Consider the following 17,830-nt stretch of genomic DNA (forward strand, 5'->3'; position numbering starts at 1 on the left):
AAACGCCGGGAGCCTGCAATACCCGTAAGCAAATAATTTCATTGTCAGGCAAATCCGGCGAGCCCGAACAAACGGTTAACGTCGCGTAAAATCGTCTTGACAATTCCAGAATTCGGCCGGATTTTATGAAAAAAATTTCACTCTCTTGAAAGAGGGCAATGACCGGCCAGTCCGGGCCGGCGTTGAAAAAGGGGAAAGCCGATGTCCGACCTGCAACAGCGCGTGGAAGCGTTGTACCGTTCCGACGTGCGTGGATCCATGCTCCTGATCGTCTGCCTGTGGGCGACGATCCTCTTTGTCCTGTTCATGACATGGCCATTCATCCCCGATGCCGGCATCAAGCTCGTCGTCGCGGTCGCCGCGGCCGCCGTGCTGATCTTCAACACGGCCGCCATCCTGGCGATGGTCAATCACTACAAGGAAGACAAGGACTTCATCTACGGCCTCGACATCAAGAATGCCGACGCCTACCGCAACCGCAAGTCCTGAGGGGGAGACGCATGGCCCGCTATACACCGCCCGAACAGAGCAAGGCCGGACAGGTTTTCGATATCGCCGTCGTCGTGGTCGCGATTTTCGTCGCGCTGTGGCTGCCGCTGAAACTAGGCCTGGCAGGGGCGGCAAAATCCATCGACGCGCTCGACGCCAAGACGTGGGAAGCGCTCGGCCAGAACCCGACCATGGCCTCGATCTGGGAAAAGCTCGGCTACACGCCGGAAACCGCGCACGACATCATCCAGAACCGGTTCCACTACATCATCGACTGGCCGACGCTGATCATCATGGCCGCGGTGCTGATTGGCTATTTCATCTTTCTGTTCCGCGCATCTGACCGCGAATACCGCGACGTCATCGACGAAAAGTTCGGCGACAAATAGATAGGAAGCATCGTCATGTGGGTGGCACTCTCTTACGCATGCTGGGGCATCTCGATCGTGCTCGCGCTGTGGATGCTCTACGACTGGTTCAAGATCGACACGACCTATTCCGAAGAGATGCTGACCTCGTCCAGGGAAGGCGAGCTTGAAGCCGTGTCCGAAAAACACCGGATCTGAGTGGGGGATTGAACGATGACGATCACGGCTGAACCAGCGGTGCAAGTGCAAGGCGACAGGGTCTCACTGCTCAGGGTGCTCGGCCCCGCCCATGTCTGGGCGCTCGGTGTCGGCATCGTTCTGGTCGGCGAATTCACCGGCTGGAATTTCGCGGCGGACAAGGGCGGCGCGCTGGCGGCGCTGATCGTCTGCTGGATCGTCGGACTGCTCTACACCTCGGTCGCGATGATCGATTCCGAAGTCACCTCGACGGTTGCCGCCGCCGGCGGCCAATATGCCCAGGCCAAGCACATTGTCGGGCCGCTGATGGCCTTCAACGTCGCGCTTTTCCTGGTCTTTGCCTATACCATGCTCGAAGTGTCGGACGCGATCCTGCTTGGCGACACCATTGTCGCCAAGGCCGGCGTCGAGGGCCTCAACCACAATTCCTTCATCGCCGCGACCATCGTCGTGCTGGCATGGCTGAACTATCGCGGCGTGCTGATGACGCTCAACGTAAACTTCGTCATCACCGCCATCGCCTATGTCTCGATCGTCATCCTGTTCTTCTCGGTCAGCCCGTGGACCCAAGGCGCCGTGCTGAAGCTCAACGAGCTGGTCACCCCCGGCAACGCCCTGCCCTATGGCTGGATCGGCGTCATCGCCGCCTTCCAGTTCGGCATCTGGTACTATCTCGGCATCGAAGGCACCACGCAGGCCGCCGAGGAAGTTCGCTCGCCGGCGCGCTCGCTGCCTTACGGCACGATGGCCGGCATGATCACGCTTCTGATCGCGGCCGCGATGACCTGGTATGTCTGCGCCTCGCTGATGCCCTGGGAATATCTCGGCATCACCTATTATCCGCTGTGGGACGCAGGCAAACTGACCGGCAGTGCGCTGCTCGAGAACCTGTTGTTCATCGCGACGCTGCTTGCTGCACTGGCTTCCGCCAATGGCTGCATCAACGACGCCGCGCGCGCCTGGTTTTCGCTCGGCCGCGACCGCTATCTGCCGACCTGGTTCTCGGCGGTGCATCCGAAATACCGCACGCCCTATCGCTCGATCCTGTTCCTGCTGCCGATCGCGCTCGCCTTTGCCTTCATCGCCGACCTCAACCAGGCGATCACCTTCTCGATCCTGTCGGGCGTGCTGCAATACACCTTCATGAGCATCAACATCATCATGTTCAGGAAGAAGTGGCCGCTCGGCTCGATCCGCCGCGGCTACACCCATCCCTTCCATCCGCTGCCGGCCATCGTCTTGTTCTGCCTTTGCGTGGTCACCTTCTTTGCGATCTTCCTCGGCTTCGGCTCGCAGCTGATCGCCATGGTCGCCTTCTACTTCCTGATCTCGCTGTGGTTCCACTTCTACCGCTACAAATTCGTACGCCGTGGTGCCCAGTTCACCATGCCGTGGCCGAAGCCGCAGGGGTACTGACGGCGCGCCGGTCTGGGCGGGCATTTGCGTGACGAGGTGCGCTAGGTGATCTCAGCATTGCTCGCCGGGGCGGTTGCCCTGGCTCTCGTCCTCCACATAGCCTGGCTTGCGCGCGCCAGCCGCGCCAAGGCTTCGACTGCGCTTGCCGCCGACGAAGCGGGGCTTCGCGATATCATCCCCGACGTGGCAAACATCTCGGACGGCGCCGCCGGCGTCGTCACCTTCGCCGGCTCGTGGAACGGCCGGCGGGTGCAGGTGCGGACGATCGTCGACACGCTGGCGATAAGGAAGCTGCCGGCGCGCTGGCTGAGCGTTTCGATCACCGAAAAGGTCGCGGTGCCAGGCACTTTCGACATGATGATGCGGCCGGGATCGCCGACGACGTTTTCCAATTTCGATCATCTCGTCCAGACACTGCCGAAGGCCGCCGGATTTCCAGCCGAGGCGGTGCTGCGGAGCGACCGCAAGGGCGTGCGCTTCCCCGAAGCCGTCATCGCCGACCACCTCGATATCTTTGCCGACGAGCGCGCCAAGGAACTGCTGATCACACCAAACGGCGTGCGCATCGTCTGGCTGCTGGCCGAGGCCGAGCGGGCGCGCTACGGCGTATTCCGGCAAGCCGAATTCGGCACGGTCAGGCTCGATCCGGGGCTGATCGAGAGGCTGCTGTCGTCGGCTTCGGCGCTGCGCGATGCCATCAATCAAAGCGAACGGCAGGCGGCATGACCAGCCAGATCAGCACCTCCCCCGCACCACCGAGCCCCTATCTGGTTCTCGGCGCTGCGATCGTCTTGCCGGCGAGCGGGCATGTCGTGCTCGGCGTGCCGGTGCGCGGCCTGCAATTCCTGTTCTTCATGGTGGTCCTGGCCTGGGTCACCGCCAAGATCGCGCCGCCCGATGCCAGCTTCATCGGCCGCCATGCCGGCGGCGTCCTGATCTATGCCCTGTCGATGCTGGATGCCTACAAGATCGCCCGCATCCGCTATGCCAAATGGCTTCACAATGGCGGCCAGCGTAGCGATAGTGCGGCCGACGGCGCCTCAACCGATATATAACGACAGGAAAATTTTTTTCATACCAATTGAATTCCCGGGACTCATTCGATACATCTCGGAGGAACAAACTCGCGGAGCCTGACATGTGCGGAATCGTCGGACTGTTTTTGAAGGACAAGTCGCTCGAGCCCCAGCTTGGCGCGATGCTGTCGGAGATGCTGATCTCGCTCAGCGATCGCGGTCCCGACAGCGCCGGCATCGCCATCTATGGCGCGCCCTCCAGTGAAGCCAAGATCACCATCCAGTCGGCCAAGCCGGAGCGCGATTTCCGCGGCCTCGACGCCGAACTCGCCAAGGCAATCGGCGCGCCGGTGAGCATTGCTGCGAAGTCGACGCATGCCGTGGTCCGGACGATGCCTGCCAAGATCGACGAAGCCCGCGAGGCGATCCAGACGCTGCGCCCCGACATCCGCATCATGGGCGCCGGCGACGTCGTCGAGATCTACAAGGAAGTCGGCTTGCCGGAAGCGGTCGTCGACCGTTTCGGCGTCCGCGAGATGACCGGCACGCACGGCATCGGCCATACCCGCATGGCGACCGAATCGGCGGTGACGACGATGGGCGCGCATCCGTTCTCGACCGGCGCCGACCAGTGCCTGGTGCATAATGGCTCACTGTCCAACCACAACAATGTCCGCCGCGAGCTGATCCGTGAAGGCATGACATTCGAGACCGAGAACGACACCGAGGTCGCCGCCGCCTATCTCTCCTCGCAGATGGCGCATGGCAAGAACCTCGGCGAGGCGCTGGAAGGCACGCTGAGCGATCTCGACGGCTTTTTCACCTTCGTCGTCGGCACCAAGAACGGTTTCGGCGTGGTGCGCGACCCCATCGCCTGCAAGCCCGCCGTGATGGCCGAAACCGACCAGTATGTCGCCTTCGGCTCGGAATATCGTGCGCTCACCAAACTGCCCGGCATAGACAGTGCGAAAGTCTGGGAACCCGAGCCCGCAACCGTCTATTTCTGGGAGCATTGAGCTGATGCCGGCAATCAACCTCTCCAAGGCGGCGCGTGAGCCGGGCCAGGCATCGCGGGTCTTCGACCTGGCCGAAATGTCGCTGCGCGAGCTCAACCAGGCGCTGCACGATCTGGCGCCCGGTTCGAACGAGACCGCCTGGGAGGTGCTCCACCCGCGAGGCAGCCATTCGGTCGCCGTCGGCCTCGACCAGCCGGTCGCCATCGATGTGCGCGGCAGCGTCGGCTATTATTGCGGCGGCATGAACGACGGCGGCACCATCACCGTGCATGGCTCGGCCGGGCCCGGCGTCGGCGAAAACATGATGTCGGGCCAGATCGTCGTCAAAGGCGATGCCAGCCAGTATGCCGGCGCCACCGGCCGCGGCGGGCTGCTCGTCATCGAAGGCAACGCGTCATCGCGTTGCGGCATTTCGATGAAAGGCATCGACATCGTCGTCCATGGCAATATCGGCCACATGTCGGCCTTCATGGCGCAGTCCGGCAATCTGGTGGTGCTGGGCGATGCCGGCGATGCGCTCGGCGATTCCATCTACGAGGCGCGGCTTTTCGTGCGCGGCAAGGTCGAAAGCCTCGGCGCCGACTGCATCGCCAAGGAGATGCGGCCCGAGCATCTCGAATTGCTGCAAGGCTTACTCGACCGCGCCGGCGTGACCGGCGTCAAGGCGGCGGAGTTCAAGCGTTATGGCTCGGCTCGTACCCTCTACAATTTCAATATCGACAACGCCGACGCGTATTGAGGCTCAATGACCTATCGCAACCCGCCGACGACGCCGCGCAAATCCGCGACCTTCGACGACTACACGCTTTCCGAGATCCGCCGCGCCGCGGCGACCGGCATCTATGACATCCGCGGCGCCGGCGCCAAGCGCAAGCTGCCGCATTTCGACGACCTTCTGTTCCTCGGTGCTTCGATCTCGCGCTATCCGCTCGAAGGCTATCGCGAGCGCTGCGACACCAGCGTCGTGCTCGGCTCGCGCTACGCGAAAAAACCGATCGAATTGAAAATCCCGATCACTATTGCCGGCATGAGCTTCGGCTCGCTGTCCGGCCCGGCGAAGGAAGCGCTCGGCCGTGGCGCGACGCTGTCCGGCACCTCGACGACCACCGGCGACGGCGGCATGACCGAGGAAGAGCGCGGCCATTCGAAGACGCTGGTCTACCAGTATCTGCCGTCGCGCTATGGCATGAACCCGCGCGATCTGCGCCGCGCCGATGCGATCGAGGTTGTCGTCGGCCAGGGCGCCAAGCCAGGCGGCGGCGGCATGCTGCTCGGCCAGAAGATCTCCGACCGCGTCGCCGAAATGCGCACGCTGCCGAAAGGCATCGACCAGCGCTCGGCCTCGCGCCACCCCGACTGGACCGGGCCGGACGATCTCGAGATCAAGCTCCTGGAACTGCGCGAAATCACCGACTGGGAAAAGCCGATCTACGTCAAGGTCGGCGGCGCCCGGCCCTATTACGACACCGCGCTTGCGGTGAAGGCAGGCGCCGACGTCGTCGTCGTCGACGGCATGCAGGGCGGTACCGCGGCAACCCAGGAAGTGTTCATCGAGAACGTCGGCCAGCCGACGCTTGCCTGCATCAGGCCGGCGGTGCAGGCGCTGCAGGACCTCGGCATGCACCGCAAGGTGCAGCTGATCGTCTCGGGCGGCATACGCAACGGCGCCGACGTCGCCAAGGCGCTGGCGCTCGGCGTCGACGCGGTGTCGATCGGCACGGCAGCGCTTGTCGCGCTCGGTGACAATGATCCGCGCTGGGAGGCGGAATACAACGAGCTCGGCACCACCGCCGGCGCCTATGACGACTGGCATGAGGGACGCGACCCGGCCGGCATCACCACGCAGGATCCCGAGCTAATGAAACGGGTCGATCCGATTGCGGCCGGACGACGGCTGGCGAATTATCTTAAGGTGATGACACTTGAGGCTCAGACAATCGCCCGCGCCTGCGGCAAGAATAGCCTGCACAATCTCGAGCCCGAGGATCTTGTGGCCTTGACGATCGAAGCCGCAGCCATGGCCGGCGTGCCGCTGGCCGGCACCAATTGGATACCGGGCAAGAACGGCTTCTAAAACAAACCAAAGCGAGGAACTATAATGGGGAACGATCTCGCCGCCTTCGCCAAGGAAAAGGGCGTCAAATATTTCATGATATCCTACACCGACCTGTTCGGTGGGCAACGCGCCAAGCTGGTGCCGGCGCAGGCGATCGCCGACATGCAGCGGGACGGTGCCGGCTTTGCCGGCTTTGCCACCTGGCTCGACCTGACGCCGGCGCATCCCGACATGCTGGCGGTGCCAGATCCGGCCTCGGTGATCCAGTTGCCTTGGAAGCCGGAGGTCGCCTGGGTTGCCGCCAACTGCATCATGGACGACAAATCGGTCGAGCAGGCGCCGCGCAACACGCTGAAGCGGTTGATCGCCGAGGCCGCTGGCGACGGCATGCACATCAAGACCGGCGTCGAGGCCGAATTCTTCTTGATCTCGCCGGATGGCAAGACGATTTCCGACGAATACGATACGGCGTCGAAGCCCTGCTACGACCAGCAGGCGGTGATGCGCCGCTACGACGTGATCGCCGAGATCTGCGACCACATGCTGGCGCTCGGCTGGGGCGCCTACCAGAACGACCACGAGGACGCCAACGGCCAGTTCGAGATGAACTGGGCCTTCGACGATGCGCTGGCGACCGCCGACAAGCATTCCTTCTTCAAATTCATGGTGAAATCGGTCGCCGAAAAGCACGGCCTGCGCGCAACCTTCATGCCTAAACCCTTCCAGGGCCTGACCGGCAATGGCTGCCATGCGCATATCTCGGTGTGGGACAGGGACGGCAAGACCAATGTCTTTGCCGATAATGCGATGGAGCTCGGCCTGTCGGCAAAGGGCCGGAATTTCCTCGGCGGCATCATGAAACATGCTTCCGCCCTTGCCGCGATCACCAACCCGACGGTCAATTCCTACAAGCGCATCAACGCACCGCGCACCATCTCCGGCGCTACCTGGGCGCCGAACACCGTGACCTGGACCGGCAACAACCGCACCCACATGGTGCGCGTGCCTGGGCCAGGCCGGTTCGAGCTGCGCCTGCCGGACGGCGCGGCAAACCCCTATCTGCTGCAGGCCGTCATCATCGCGGCCGGCCTTGACGGTGTCCGCTCGAAGGCCGATCCCGGCCGGCGCTACGACATCGACATGTACCAGTTCGGCCATACGGTCGAGGGCGCGCCGAAGCTGCCCCTCAACCTGCTCGACGCGTTGCGCGAGTTCGACAACGACAAATCGCTCAAGGCGGCGCTGGGTGAGGAATTCTCGTCGGCGTATCTAAAGCTCAAGCAGCAGGAATGGAATTCCTATGCTTCCCACTTCACCCAGTGGGAGCGCGACCACACGCTCGACATCTGATCCGGAATTGTTGCACGCCCGGCGCGAAACAGGTTCATGAAATACTCGATCTTCTCCCTCGCCCGGGCGGCATTTTCCGGCCATAAGAACTGGCAGCGCACCTGGCGCGACGCCACCCCGAAGAGCCACTACGACGTGGTGATCATCGGCGGCGGCGGCCATGGCCTGGCGACGGCGTGGTTCCTCGCCAGCGAATACGGCATCAGAAATGTCGCCGTGCTGGAAAAAGGCTGGATCGGCTCCGGCAATGCCGGCCGCAACACCACCATCATCCGTTCCAATTACGGGCTGCCAGGCAATACAGGGTTCTACGAGCTTTCGATGAAGCTCTGGGAGCGCATGGAGCAGGACCTCAACTACAACACCATGGTCAGCCAGCGCGGCGTCATCAACCTCTACCATTCCGACGCGCAGCGCGACGCCTACGCACGGCGCGGCAACACCATGCGCATCAACGGCATCGATGCCGAACTGCTCGACCTCGCCGCGGTCAGGAAGATGATGCCGTTCCTGAACTTCGACAATGCGCGCTTTCCGGTGCAGGGCGGGCTTTTGCAGCGACGCGGCGGCACGGCACGGCACGACGCCGTGGTCTGGGGCTATGCGCATGCGGCGAGCGCGCTCGGCGTCGACATCATCCAGAATTGCGAGGTGACCGGCTTTGTTCGCGACGGCAGCGGCAAGGTGACCGGCGTCGAGACATCGCGCGGCAGGATCGGTGCCGCCAAGGTCGGCATGGCGGTCGCCGGCTCCTCGTCGCGCGTCGCGGCGATGGCCGGCATGCGGCTGCCGATCGAAAGCCATGTGCTGCAGGCCTTCGTCTCCGAGGCGATCAAGCCGCTGATCCCCAATGTCATGACCTTCGGCGCCGGCCATTTCTACGTCAGCCAATCCGACAAGGGCGGGCTGGTCTTCGGCGGCGATATAGACGGCTACAATTCCTACGCCCAGCGCGGCAATCTGCCTGTCATGGAAGATGTCTGCGAAGGCGGCATGGCGCTGATGCCGATGATCGGCCGGATACGGCTTCTGCGTCAGTGGGGCGGCATCATGGACATGTCGATGGATGGCTCGCCGATCATCGACAAGACACCGGTCGACGGGCTCTATCTCAACGCCGGCTGGTGCTATGGCGGATTCAAGGCGACGCCCGGCTCCGGCCTGGTTTTTGCCCATCTGCTGGCGCGCGACGAGCCGCACAAGGAGGCTGCCCGCTTCCGCCTCGACCGCTTTCGGCGAGGTGCCATGATCGACGAAAAGGGCCAGGGCGCCCAACCGAACCTGCATTGAAGGCTGGCTGAAGAAGCATGCGCATTGTCTGTCCCTTCTGCGGCGAACGCGAACTCGGCGAGTTCACCTATCTCGGCGACGCCAAGTCGGCGCGCCCGGCAGCCGGCGCCTCCGAAGACGAGGTGTTCGACTACGTCTATCTGCGCGACAACATCGCCGGGCCGATGAGCGAATACTGGTACCATGGCGGCGGCTGCCGGGCCTGGCTGAAGGTCGCCCGCAACACGCTTACGCATGAGATTTCGTCGGTCGAGCCGGCGGCAGGCGTTGGTGCGAAGCAGGCTGCAAGATGAATTCTGTCCAGGTCAGCGCTTATCAGGCCACAGCGACGGAAGGCGGGCGATCGTGACCTCCAGCCAGCCCTATCGTCTCGTATCAGGCGGTCTCATCGATCGCGCCGCGCCACTGGGCTTCCGCTTCGACGGCAAGAGCTTTGCCGGCTTCCAAGGCGACACGCTGGCCTCGGCGCTGATCGCCAATGGCGTCAAGCTGGTCGGCCGCTCGTTCAAATACCATCGGCCGCGCGGCATCCTGACCGCTGGTTCGGAGGAGCCCAACGCGCTGGTCGAACTGCGCAGCGGAGCGCGACGCGAGCCCAACACCAAGGCGACCACGGCCGAGCTTTATGACGGTCTGGAAGCGGCCAGCCAGAACCGCTGGCCGTCGCTGCGCCATGATCTGATGGCGGTCAACCAGCTGTTTGCGCCGATCTTCGTCGCCGGCTTTTACTACAAGACGTTCATGTGGCCGGCCAAATTCTGGGAAGCGGTCTACGAGCCGGCGATCCGCCGCGCCGCCGGCCTCGGTCGCGCTGCAGGCGTCGCCGATCCCGACCATTACGACAAGGCGTGGGCGCATTGCGACGTGCTGATTGCCGGGTCCGGCCCGGCCGGGCTGGCTGCGGCACTGGCGGCCGGGCGCGGCGGCGCCCGCGTCATCCTGTGCGAGCAAGATTTCGCGCTTGGCGGCCGCCTGCTTGCCGACGGCGGCACGATCGACGGCACGCCGGCGGCCGAATGGATTACGCGCACGCTGGACGAACTCGCCGCACTGCCCGATGTCCGCATCATGACCCGCACGACATTGTTCGGCGTCTATGATGGCGGCACATATGGCGCCATCGAGCGGGTCAACGACCACCTGCCCTCGCCGCCCGAGCACCAGGTGCGCCAGCGGCTGTGGCGGATCGTGGCCAAGCGCTGCGTCGTTGCCGCCGGCGCCATCGAGCGGCCGATCGTCTTTGCCGGCAACGACACGCCCGGCGTGATGATGGCTTCGGCGATGCGGACCTATGTCGAACGCTATGCGGCAACCCCTGCCACGAGGATCGCGTTGTTCACCAACAATGAGGATGGCTGGCGCACCGTCGAGACCGCGCTTGGCGCCGGATTGCAGATCGCAGCGGTGGTCGATGCACGCCCGGACGTATCCGCCGAACGTCACGCGCTTGCCGCCAAAGGCGGCTTTGCCGTGCTCAACGGCTCGGTCAGCGGGGTCGAAGGCGGCAAGGACGGTGTCCGGACGATCGCGGTGGCACTCACCGGCGGCGCGCGCGCCGAAGTCGAAGCCGACGGGCTAGCCGTGTCCGGCGGCTGGAATCCGGCGGTCGGGCTGACTTCCTATCATCGCGGCCGGCCGAAATGGCAGGACGATATCGCAGCCTTCGTGCCGGATGGTGCGCCGCCCGGCATGGTGGCCGTCGGCGCCGCCAACGGCGCCTTCGGCCTAGGCGACTGCCTGCGCCAGGGATTTGCCGCGGGTGCTGCGGCAGCGCAGAGCGCCGGACGCGGCGGCAATGCCGGCACGCCGCCGGTCGCCGACGAAGAAGCCTTTTCGCTGACCCCGCTCTGGCACGTCGCCGGCAAGGGCAAGGCCTTTGTCGACTACCAGCACGATGTCACCGCATCCGACATCGAACTGGCCCAGCGCGAAGGTTTTGAATCGGTCGAGCATCTCAAGCGCTATACGACGCTCGGCATGGCCACCGACCAGGGCAAGACCTCGAATGTCGCCGGCCTCGCCATCATGGCTGCGTTGTCAGGCAAGTCCATTCCCGAAACCGGCACGACGATCTACCGCCCGCCCTATGTACCGGTCGCCATCGGCGCCTTCGCCGGCCATCATCGCGACGAAAACTTCCACGCGACACGACTGACGCCGTCGCATCACTGGGCAGCCGAACAGGGCGCGGTGTTCGTCGACACCGGCCTGTGGAAGCGGGCGCAATGGTATCCGCGCGCCGGCGAAAAGGACTGGCTGGAATCGGTGACGCGCGAGGTCAAGGCGGTGCGCTCCGGCGTCGGCTTCTGCGACGTCTCGACGCTCGGCAAGATCGAAGTGCACGGCCCGGATGCCGGCGCTTTCCTCGACCGCGTCTACATCAACACCTTCTCCAGCCTCGCCGTCGGAAAAGCCCGCTACGGGCTGATGCTGCGCGAGGACGGCATCGTCTATGACGACGGCACGACGTCGCGGCTCGCCGAGGACCATTATTTCCTGACCACCACCACCGCCAAGGCCGGGCTGGTGATGCAGCATCTCGAATTCTGCCGGCAGGTGCTGTTCCCGGAATTCGACGTGCAGTTGACCTCGGTTTCCGACCAGTGGGCGCAATTCTCGATCGCCGGGCCGAGCGCGCGGGAGTTGCTGAAACAGGTCGTTGATGAATCCGAGGATTTGTCGAACGAAGGTTTTCCGTTCATGGGGGCGCGGGAAGTCGCGCTGCACGGTGGCATCAGAGCGCGGCTGTTCCGCATCTCCTTCTCCGGCGAAATGGCATTCGAGATTTCTGTTCCCGCGCGCTATGGCGACGCGCTGGTGCGCAATTTGATGCTGGCCGGCAAGCCATTCGGCGTTACGCCCTACGGCACCGAGGCGCTCGGCGTCATGCGCATCGAAAAGGGCCATGTCGCCGGACCGGAGCTGAACGGCACGACGACCGCCGCCGACCTCGGCCTCGGCAAGATGATGTCGACCAAGAAAGACTTCATCGGCCGCGTCATGGCCGGGCGCGAGGCGCTGGTCGCGCCGGACCGCCAGGTCGTCGTCGGCATCAAGCCGGTCGACAAGACGCGCCGCCTGCGTTCCGGCGCGCATATCATCCCGAAGGGCGAGACGCCCGGTCCCGACAATGACCAGGGCTATGTCACCTCGGTCTGCTTTTCGCCGATGCTCGACCAGTGGATCGGGCTTGGGCTGGTCGAGCGCGGCCGCGAGCGCATCGGCGAGATCGTCCATGCGCACGATCCGCTGCGCGGGGAAGATTACGATGTCGAGCTCTGCAGTCCTGTCTTTTACGATCCGGATGGAGGGCGCCAGCGTGGCTGAGTTTTCCTGGATTGCCCGCAGTCCGCTGGAGAAAGCGCTTGTTGTCGGCGGCTACGGCGCGCGCGGCACGGCGGCCGGCGTATCGCTCACCGAGATCCGCAATTTCGACCTGATCCAGGTGATGGCGCGGCGCGGCAAGGCGGCAGAACTGGCGAAGGCTGCCGAAACCCGCTTCGGCGTTGCCGCCCCGAATGCGCCCGACGCGGTCCGAGTTCCCGACGCCACGCTGATCTGGTCGGGACCGGATCAGTTCCTCGTCTTGTCGAAGGGCGGCATTCACGCGATGGAGAAGCTGAGCCAGGCGTTCTCGCAGTCCGCCTCGCTTTCCGATCAGTCGCATGCGCGCGCCCTGATCAGCGTCTCGGGAGGCAAGGCGCGCTCGATGTTGGCGAAATTGTCGTCGCTAGACCTGCACCCGGCGGCGTTCCCGGCCGGCACCGCGGCGGCGACCGCGGTCGATCACACCAGCATCAATCTCTGGCGTGGCAATGACCGGCCGGATGGGCAGGGGGTGTTCAATCTTCTGGTATTTGCGACGTTTGCCGAAAGCCTGTGGCATACGATGCTCGATGCGGCCGCGGAGTATGGCGTCGATATCGGGCATTCCGAGGAATTGGGGTAGCCTTGGCGCGTCTTCCCTTCTCCCCTTGTTGTGGGAGAAGGTGGATCGGCGCGCAGCGCCGAGACGGATGAGGGGTGTTCCAGCAGAGTGAGATGCTGGCGTTCCCTGGAACACCCCTCATCCGTCGCCTTCGGCGACACCTTCTCCACAAGGGGAGAAGGGGGAGCTTGTGCCACCTTCACCTTGCCAAACCCGATCCCCCTGCTATTCTTCCCGCTAAAATAATTTCACACACAGGCAAACTTGTTTCTCGAAACCAGGGTTGAGATGAGCCAGTCGCCCTACCCCGCCGTCGTCGCCGGACCGCCGCGGCCGAGCCTGATCCTGCGGCCAGGCCAGATCGCGCTGCCGGCCGGGATGGAGCGCTACACCGTCCAGGGCAACGGCGCGGTGCTGATCGAGGTCGAGGCCGGCGATACGATCAGCGTGCGCAATGTCGAGGGCGGGCAGGCTTGCGAGCTCCTGGCATGGGACAGCAGCGGCGCGACCGATCCCGGCATTCTCGGAGAGAGATCGAACAGCAATGCCGCCGGCATCAAGGCGATGCTGGCCGAGGGCGACGATAGCCTCGCTTCCTTGCGCCGAGGCCTCGAGCGGCGCGAGGTGCAGCTCGATCAGGCAAAGGCGGTTCGCGTTTTCGGCGGCGCCACCCCTGCCGGGACCGAACAGGCTTTTACCGTCGCCCGCGACGGTTCAATGCTGATTGCCGCGCCCGGCGGGCCGATGCTGGTCGACGGCCACGATACCGCGACGCCGCTTAGCGTCGTCGTCCGGCGCGCCACCATCCGCCCGGCGGCGAAATCCAGGCTTGCCGACCCGCTGGCCGATCCCGTGCTCGACCTGCGCGTCCATTCGGCGACGGCGGAGGCTTATTTCGTTAGGGCGGGCGATTATCTGCAGATCATTGATGTCGACGGGCGCCAATGCACGGATTTCCAGTGCTTTTCGGCGCGCAAGCTGGACAAGGGCCGCGATCATCCGCTCGACGTGACGACGACGCGCACGCTGATGGGCTCGAGCTATCCGATGCCCGGCCTGCATTCGAAATACTACGACCAGGACATGGAGCCGCTGGTCGAGGTGGTGCAGGACACTTGCGGCCGGCACGATGCGTTCGCGCTCGCCTGCGCCGCCAAATATTACGACGACATCGGCTATCCCGGCCATCCCAACTGCTCGGAGAATTTCAACCGCGCGCTGGCCGACAAGGGCGTCACGCCCCGCGCCGGCTGGATGGCGATCAACTTCTTCTTCAACACGGCGATCGACGCGCATGGCGTCGTGGTTTCGGACGAGCCGTGGTCGCGGCCGGGCGACTATGTGCTACTCAGGGCGCTCACGGACATCGTCTGCGTCTCGTCGGCCTGCCCCGACGACACCACGCCGGCCAATGGCTGGAACCTGACCGACATCCATGTGCGAACCTATTCCGGCCAGCACAAATTCTCGCGAGCGATCGCCAGACGCATGACGCCCGATTCGGAACCGAAAATGACCCGCGAGACCGCCTTTCATTCGAGCTTTGCCAAGCACACCCGCAACTTCGTCGAGTACAAGGGTTATTGGCTGGCCAATTCCTTCGCCAGGCAAGGCCCGATCGACGAATACTGGGCCTGCCGGCAGGACGCCGTGATCATGGACCTGTCGCCGCTGCGCAAGTTCGAGGTCACCGGGCCGGATTCCGAAGCGCTGCTGCAATATACCCTGACCCGCGACATCAAGAAGCTCGGCGTCGGTCAGGTGGTCTACTCCGCCATGTGCTACCAGCACGGCGGCATGATCGACGACGGCACGCTGCTTCGGCTCGGCAAGGATAATTTCCGCTGGGTTGGCGGCGACGATCTATCCGGCGAATGGCTGCGGGAAACGGCGCAAAAACTCGGCCTCACCGTGCTGGTGCGCTCGTCGACCGACCAGATGCACAATGTCGCCGTGCAGGGACCGAAAAGCCGCGACATTCTGCGGCAGATCGTCTGGACCTCGCCGCTGCAGCCGTCGATCGACGAGCTTGAATGGTTCCGTTTCGCGGTCGCCCGCATCGGCGGCGGCAATGGCATTCCCGTCATTGTCTCGCGCACCGGCTACACCGGCGAGCTCGGCTACGAGATCTGGTGCCACCCGCGCGACGCCGACAAGGTCTTCGACGCGATCTGGCAGGCCGGCCAGCCGCACGGCCTGAAGCCGATGGGGCTGCAGGCGCTCGATATGGTGCGCATCGAGGCCGGGCTGATCTTTGCCGGTTACGAATTTTCCGACCAGACAGATCCGTTCGAGGCCGGCATCGGCTTCACCGTACCGCTGAAGACCAAGAGCGACGATTTCATCGGCCGCGAGGCGCTGATCCGGCGCAAGGAAAATCCGCAGAGGAAGCTGGTCGGCCTCGACATCGACGCCAATGTCGCCGTCGGCCACGGCGATGGCGTGCATGTCGGCCGCGCCCAGATCGGCGTGGTCACCTCCGGCATGCGCTCGCCGCTGCTAAGCAAGACCATCGCGCTGGCCAGGCTCGACGTCGCGCATTCGGCGGTCGGCACCGAGGTCGAGATCGGCAAGCTCGACGGCCACAGCAAGCGGCTGCCGGCGCGCGTCGTCGCCTTTGCCCATTATGACCCGCAAAAGACCAGGCCGCGCTCCTGATCGATGCTGTCTGGTTCTTCCCTTCTCCCGTTGCTGTCGTGGGAGAAGGAAGACCGCACCCGTTGGCAGCGCCAACGAAGCTCGACTGTTCCACAAACGCAATGTGCACAGCGTCACAAAGCGCTTGACGTGAAAGCGCGTTGGGTCAATCTTCACTGCTAAGAAAAAAATACTACTGAGCGGAAAACGCCTGGGGCCGTTCAACGTGAGCGTCGATGACGCCTCGCGAGACTGTGGCTGTTGCCGATGGGAACATCAAAAATGGGGAATCCACGTAAATGAGCACGATAGTCACCACCTTGGTGCCGCCTGCCGAAGGGCAGCTGCACCGGAACATCGATTGGCGCGGCGCCTTCTGGGTCGCGAGCGGCGTTCCGGCCCTTGTCCTGTTTTCGATCGGCGGCATCGCCGGCACTACCGGAACGCTGGCCTTCCTGATCTGGACCGTATCCATGGTCATGGGCTTCCTGCAGTCCTTCACCTATGCGGAAATCGCCGGGCTGTTCCCGAATAAATCCGGCGGCGCCTCGATCTATGGCGCCACCGCATGGCTGCGCTATTCGAAATTCATCGCGCCGCTTTCGGTGTGGTGCAACTGGTTCGCCTGGTCGCCGGTGCTGTCGCTCGGCTGCTCGATCGCCGCAGCCTACATCCTCAACGCACTGGCGCCGGTGCCGCTGTTCACCGACACTTCGCCGGAAGTCGCCGCCTATATTGCGGCCCATGCCGGAACCAGCGCCGCTGACGCCATCACCGCGGTCACCGCGGCGGCGACGCCGGCGATCCGCAGCTGGACGCTCTACGGTCACACGCTTGGTCCGGTTTCCTTTACTTTCAACGCCACCTTTTTCATCGGCGCGGTACTGATGCTGATCATCTTCTCGATCCAGCACCGCGGCATCCTGGGCACGGCCAACGTGCAGAAATATATCGGCCTGCTGGTCATCATCCCGATGCTGATCGTCGGCGTGGTGCCGATCGTCACCGGCCAGATCGATTGGGCAAATTTCTCGCCGCTGGTGCCGCTCGCGGCAGCCTATGCGCCGGAGCCCGGCGCATGGAACATCGCCGGCTGGACGCTGGTGCTCGGCGGCATGTTCATCGCGGCATGGTCGACCTACGGTTTCGAGACCGCGGTCTGCTACACCTCCGAATTCAAGAACCCCGGCACCGATACCTTCAAGGCGATCTTCTACTCCGGCCTGTTGTGCATGCTGCTGTTCATCCTGGTGCCATTCACCTTTCAGGGCGTGCTCGGCTTGAACGGCATGCTGGCGACGCCGATCGTCGACGGCTCCGGCGTTGCCGATGCGCTGGCCGGCATGGTCGGCGGCGGACAGCTGATCCACAGCCTGCTGGTCATGCTGATGATCCTGGCGCTGGTGCTCTGCATCATGACGGCGATGGCCGGCTCTTCGCGCACGCTCTACCAAGGTTCGGTCGACGGCTGGCTGCCGCGCTACCTCAGCCATGTCAACGAGCATGGCGCACCGACGCGGGCGATGTGGACCGACCTGGTCTTCAACCTGATCGTGCTGGCCATCGCCTCGGCCGACGCGACAAGCTTCTTCTTCATCCTCGCGGTGTCGAATTGCGGCTATATCATCTTCAACTTCCTCAATCTCAATGCCGGCTGGATCCACCGCATCGACAATGGCCACATCGCGCGGCCCTGGAAGGCGCCGAGCTGGCTGCTCGGCCTCGGCGCGATCTTTGCCTACGTCAACGCTGTTTTCATGGGCGCCGGAGCCAAGGTCTGGAACCCGATGGCATTGTGGGCAGGGCTGATCACGGCAGCCTTGATCATCCCGGTGTTCTGCTTCCGGCATTACATCCAGGACAAGGGCAAGTTCCCCGACCACATGCTGGCCGATCTCGGCATGAGCTCGTCCGACCTTACAGTGCGAAAGGCGGGGTTGCTGCCCTATCTGACGCTGGTCGCCGGCGTCGCGGTGATGCTGCTCGCCAACTGGCTGTTCGTCATCTGAGGCTTGCCTTGAGGGATCGGGTGCGCGATGCGCCCGATCCCCTGCCGGAACATCGAG

The 17,830-nt window shown here is 64.0% G+C and carries 16 protein-coding genes; all 16 read left to right on the plus strand.

Translation table 11 applies throughout. The annotated features are described in order from the left end of the window. Positions 1-201 precede the first annotated feature (201 nt). Entirely contained in the window at positions 202-489 is a 288-nt protein-coding gene (locus NKH80_RS05100) for a hypothetical protein (RefSeq protein ID WP_352990020.1), read from the plus strand. A gap of 11 nt (positions 490-500) precedes the next feature. After that, positions 501-878, plus strand: coding sequence for a hypothetical protein (locus NKH80_RS05105; RefSeq protein WP_023673992.1), 378 nt, complete (start codon positions 501-503; stop codon positions 876-878). A gap of 15 nt (positions 879-893) precedes the next feature. Beyond that, a complete protein-coding gene (locus NKH80_RS05110; protein ID WP_023673991.1) occupies positions 894-1,055 on the plus strand; it encodes a hypothetical protein in 162 nt (53 codons plus the stop codon). Positions 1,056-1,070: 15 nt separating this feature from the next. Beyond that, positions 1,071-2,471 carry an APC family permease gene (locus NKH80_RS05115; protein WP_292653875.1) on the plus strand — a complete coding sequence of 467 codons (1,401 nt, stop codon included), beginning with the start codon at positions 1,071-1,073 and terminating at the stop codon, positions 2,469-2,471. 45 nt (positions 2,472-2,516) lie between these two features. After that, positions 2,517-3,197: a hypothetical protein gene (locus NKH80_RS05120; RefSeq protein ID WP_352990023.1), complete on the plus strand. Its 681-nt coding sequence runs from the start codon at positions 2,517-2,519 to the stop codon at positions 3,195-3,197. After that, on the plus strand, positions 3,194-3,526 hold the full coding sequence (locus NKH80_RS05125; protein WP_352505304.1) for a hypothetical protein: 333 nt from the start codon (positions 3,194-3,196) through the stop codon (positions 3,524-3,526). Before NKH80_RS05120 ends, NKH80_RS05125 begins: the two co-directional genes overlap by 4 nt. A gap of 83 nt (positions 3,527-3,609) precedes the next feature. Then, positions 3,610-4,503 (plus strand): class II glutamine amidotransferase, encoded by an 894-nt coding sequence (locus tag NKH80_RS05130; RefSeq protein ID WP_352990026.1) that lies wholly within the window; start codon positions 3,610-3,612, stop codon positions 4,501-4,503. Between the two features lie 4 nt (positions 4,504-4,507). Next, complete coding sequence (locus NKH80_RS05135) at positions 4,508-5,242, plus strand: GltB/FmdC/FwdC-like GXGXG domain-containing protein (RefSeq protein WP_352505307.1); 735 nt, start codon at positions 4,508-4,510, stop codon at positions 5,240-5,242. A 6-nt stretch (positions 5,243-5,248) separates the two neighbouring features. Next, positions 5,249-6,577, plus strand: coding sequence for an FMN-binding glutamate synthase family protein (locus NKH80_RS05140; RefSeq protein WP_352990030.1), 1,329 nt, complete (start codon positions 5,249-5,251; stop codon positions 6,575-6,577). Positions 6,578-6,601: 24 nt separating this feature from the next. Beyond that, positions 6,602-7,909, plus strand: coding sequence for a type III glutamate--ammonia ligase (gene glnT / locus NKH80_RS05145; protein ID WP_352476570.1), 1,308 nt, complete (start codon positions 6,602-6,604; stop codon positions 7,907-7,909). A 36-nt stretch (positions 7,910-7,945) separates the two neighbouring features. Continuing rightward, complete coding sequence (locus NKH80_RS05150) at positions 7,946-9,199, plus strand: sarcosine oxidase subunit beta family protein (RefSeq protein ID WP_352476569.1); 1,254 nt, start codon at positions 7,946-7,948, stop codon at positions 9,197-9,199. 17 nt (positions 9,200-9,216) lie between these two features. Continuing rightward, positions 9,217-9,492, plus strand: a complete 276-nt coding sequence (locus NKH80_RS05155; RefSeq protein ID WP_352880518.1) for a sarcosine oxidase subunit delta — start codon at positions 9,217-9,219, stop codon at positions 9,490-9,492. Between the two features lie 52 nt (positions 9,493-9,544). Then, positions 9,545-12,526, plus strand: a complete 2,982-nt coding sequence (locus NKH80_RS05160) for a sarcosine oxidase subunit alpha (RefSeq protein ID WP_352990034.1) — start codon at positions 9,545-9,547, stop codon at positions 12,524-12,526. Then, positions 12,519-13,148: a sarcosine oxidase subunit gamma gene (locus tag NKH80_RS05165; RefSeq protein WP_352880522.1), complete on the plus strand. Its 630-nt coding sequence runs from the start codon at positions 12,519-12,521 to the stop codon at positions 13,146-13,148. Before NKH80_RS05160 ends, NKH80_RS05165 begins: the two co-directional genes overlap by 8 nt. A 267-nt stretch (positions 13,149-13,415) precedes the next feature. Then, on the plus strand, positions 13,416-15,785 hold the full coding sequence (locus NKH80_RS05170) for a trimethylamine N-oxide demethylase (protein ID WP_352990037.1): 2,370 nt from the start codon (positions 13,416-13,418) through the stop codon (positions 15,783-15,785). A gap of 278 nt (positions 15,786-16,063) precedes the next feature. Beyond that, positions 16,064-17,773, plus strand: coding sequence for a trimethylamine N-oxide permease (locus NKH80_RS05175; protein WP_352880526.1), 1,710 nt, complete (start codon positions 16,064-16,066; stop codon positions 17,771-17,773). The last annotated feature ends 57 nt before the right edge of the window (positions 17,774-17,830 follow it).

The sequence above is a fragment of the Mesorhizobium sp. M0904 genome, from assembly GCF_040319475.1.
Taxonomy (GTDB): domain Bacteria; phylum Pseudomonadota; class Alphaproteobacteria; order Rhizobiales; family Rhizobiaceae; genus Mesorhizobium.

Coding starts and splice junctions, on each gene's coding strand:
- NKH80_RS05100 (WP_352990020.1), top strand. CDS start 202: ATGTCCGACCTGCAACAGCGCGTGGAAGCGTTGTACCGTTCCGACGTG.
- NKH80_RS05105 (WP_023673992.1), top strand. CDS start 501: ATGGCCCGCTATACACCGCCCGAACAGAGCAAGGCCGGACAGGTTTTC.
- NKH80_RS05110 (WP_023673991.1), top strand. CDS start 894: ATGTGGGTGGCACTCTCTTACGCATGCTGGGGCATCTCGATCGTGCTC.
- NKH80_RS05115 (WP_292653875.1), top strand. CDS start 1,071: ATGACGATCACGGCTGAACCAGCGGTGCAAGTGCAAGGCGACAGGGTC.
- NKH80_RS05125 (WP_352505304.1), top strand. CDS start 3,194: ATGACCAGCCAGATCAGCACCTCCCCCGCACCACCGAGCCCCTATCTG.
- NKH80_RS05130 (WP_352990026.1), top strand. CDS start 3,610: ATGTGCGGAATCGTCGGACTGTTTTTGAAGGACAAGTCGCTCGAGCCC.
- NKH80_RS05135 (WP_352505307.1), top strand. CDS start 4,508: ATGCCGGCAATCAACCTCTCCAAGGCGGCGCGTGAGCCGGGCCAGGCA.
- NKH80_RS05140 (WP_352990030.1), top strand. CDS start 5,249: ATGACCTATCGCAACCCGCCGACGACGCCGCGCAAATCCGCGACCTTC.
- glnT (WP_352476570.1), top strand. CDS start 6,602: ATGGGGAACGATCTCGCCGCCTTCGCCAAGGAAAAGGGCGTCAAATAT.
- NKH80_RS05150 (WP_352476569.1), top strand. CDS start 7,946: ATGAAATACTCGATCTTCTCCCTCGCCCGGGCGGCATTTTCCGGCCAT.
- NKH80_RS05155 (WP_352880518.1), top strand. CDS start 9,217: ATGCGCATTGTCTGTCCCTTCTGCGGCGAACGCGAACTCGGCGAGTTC.
- NKH80_RS05170 (WP_352990037.1), top strand. CDS start 13,416: ATGAGCCAGTCGCCCTACCCCGCCGTCGTCGCCGGACCGCCGCGGCCG.
- NKH80_RS05175 (WP_352880526.1), top strand. CDS start 16,064: ATGAGCACGATAGTCACCACCTTGGTGCCGCCTGCCGAAGGGCAGCTG.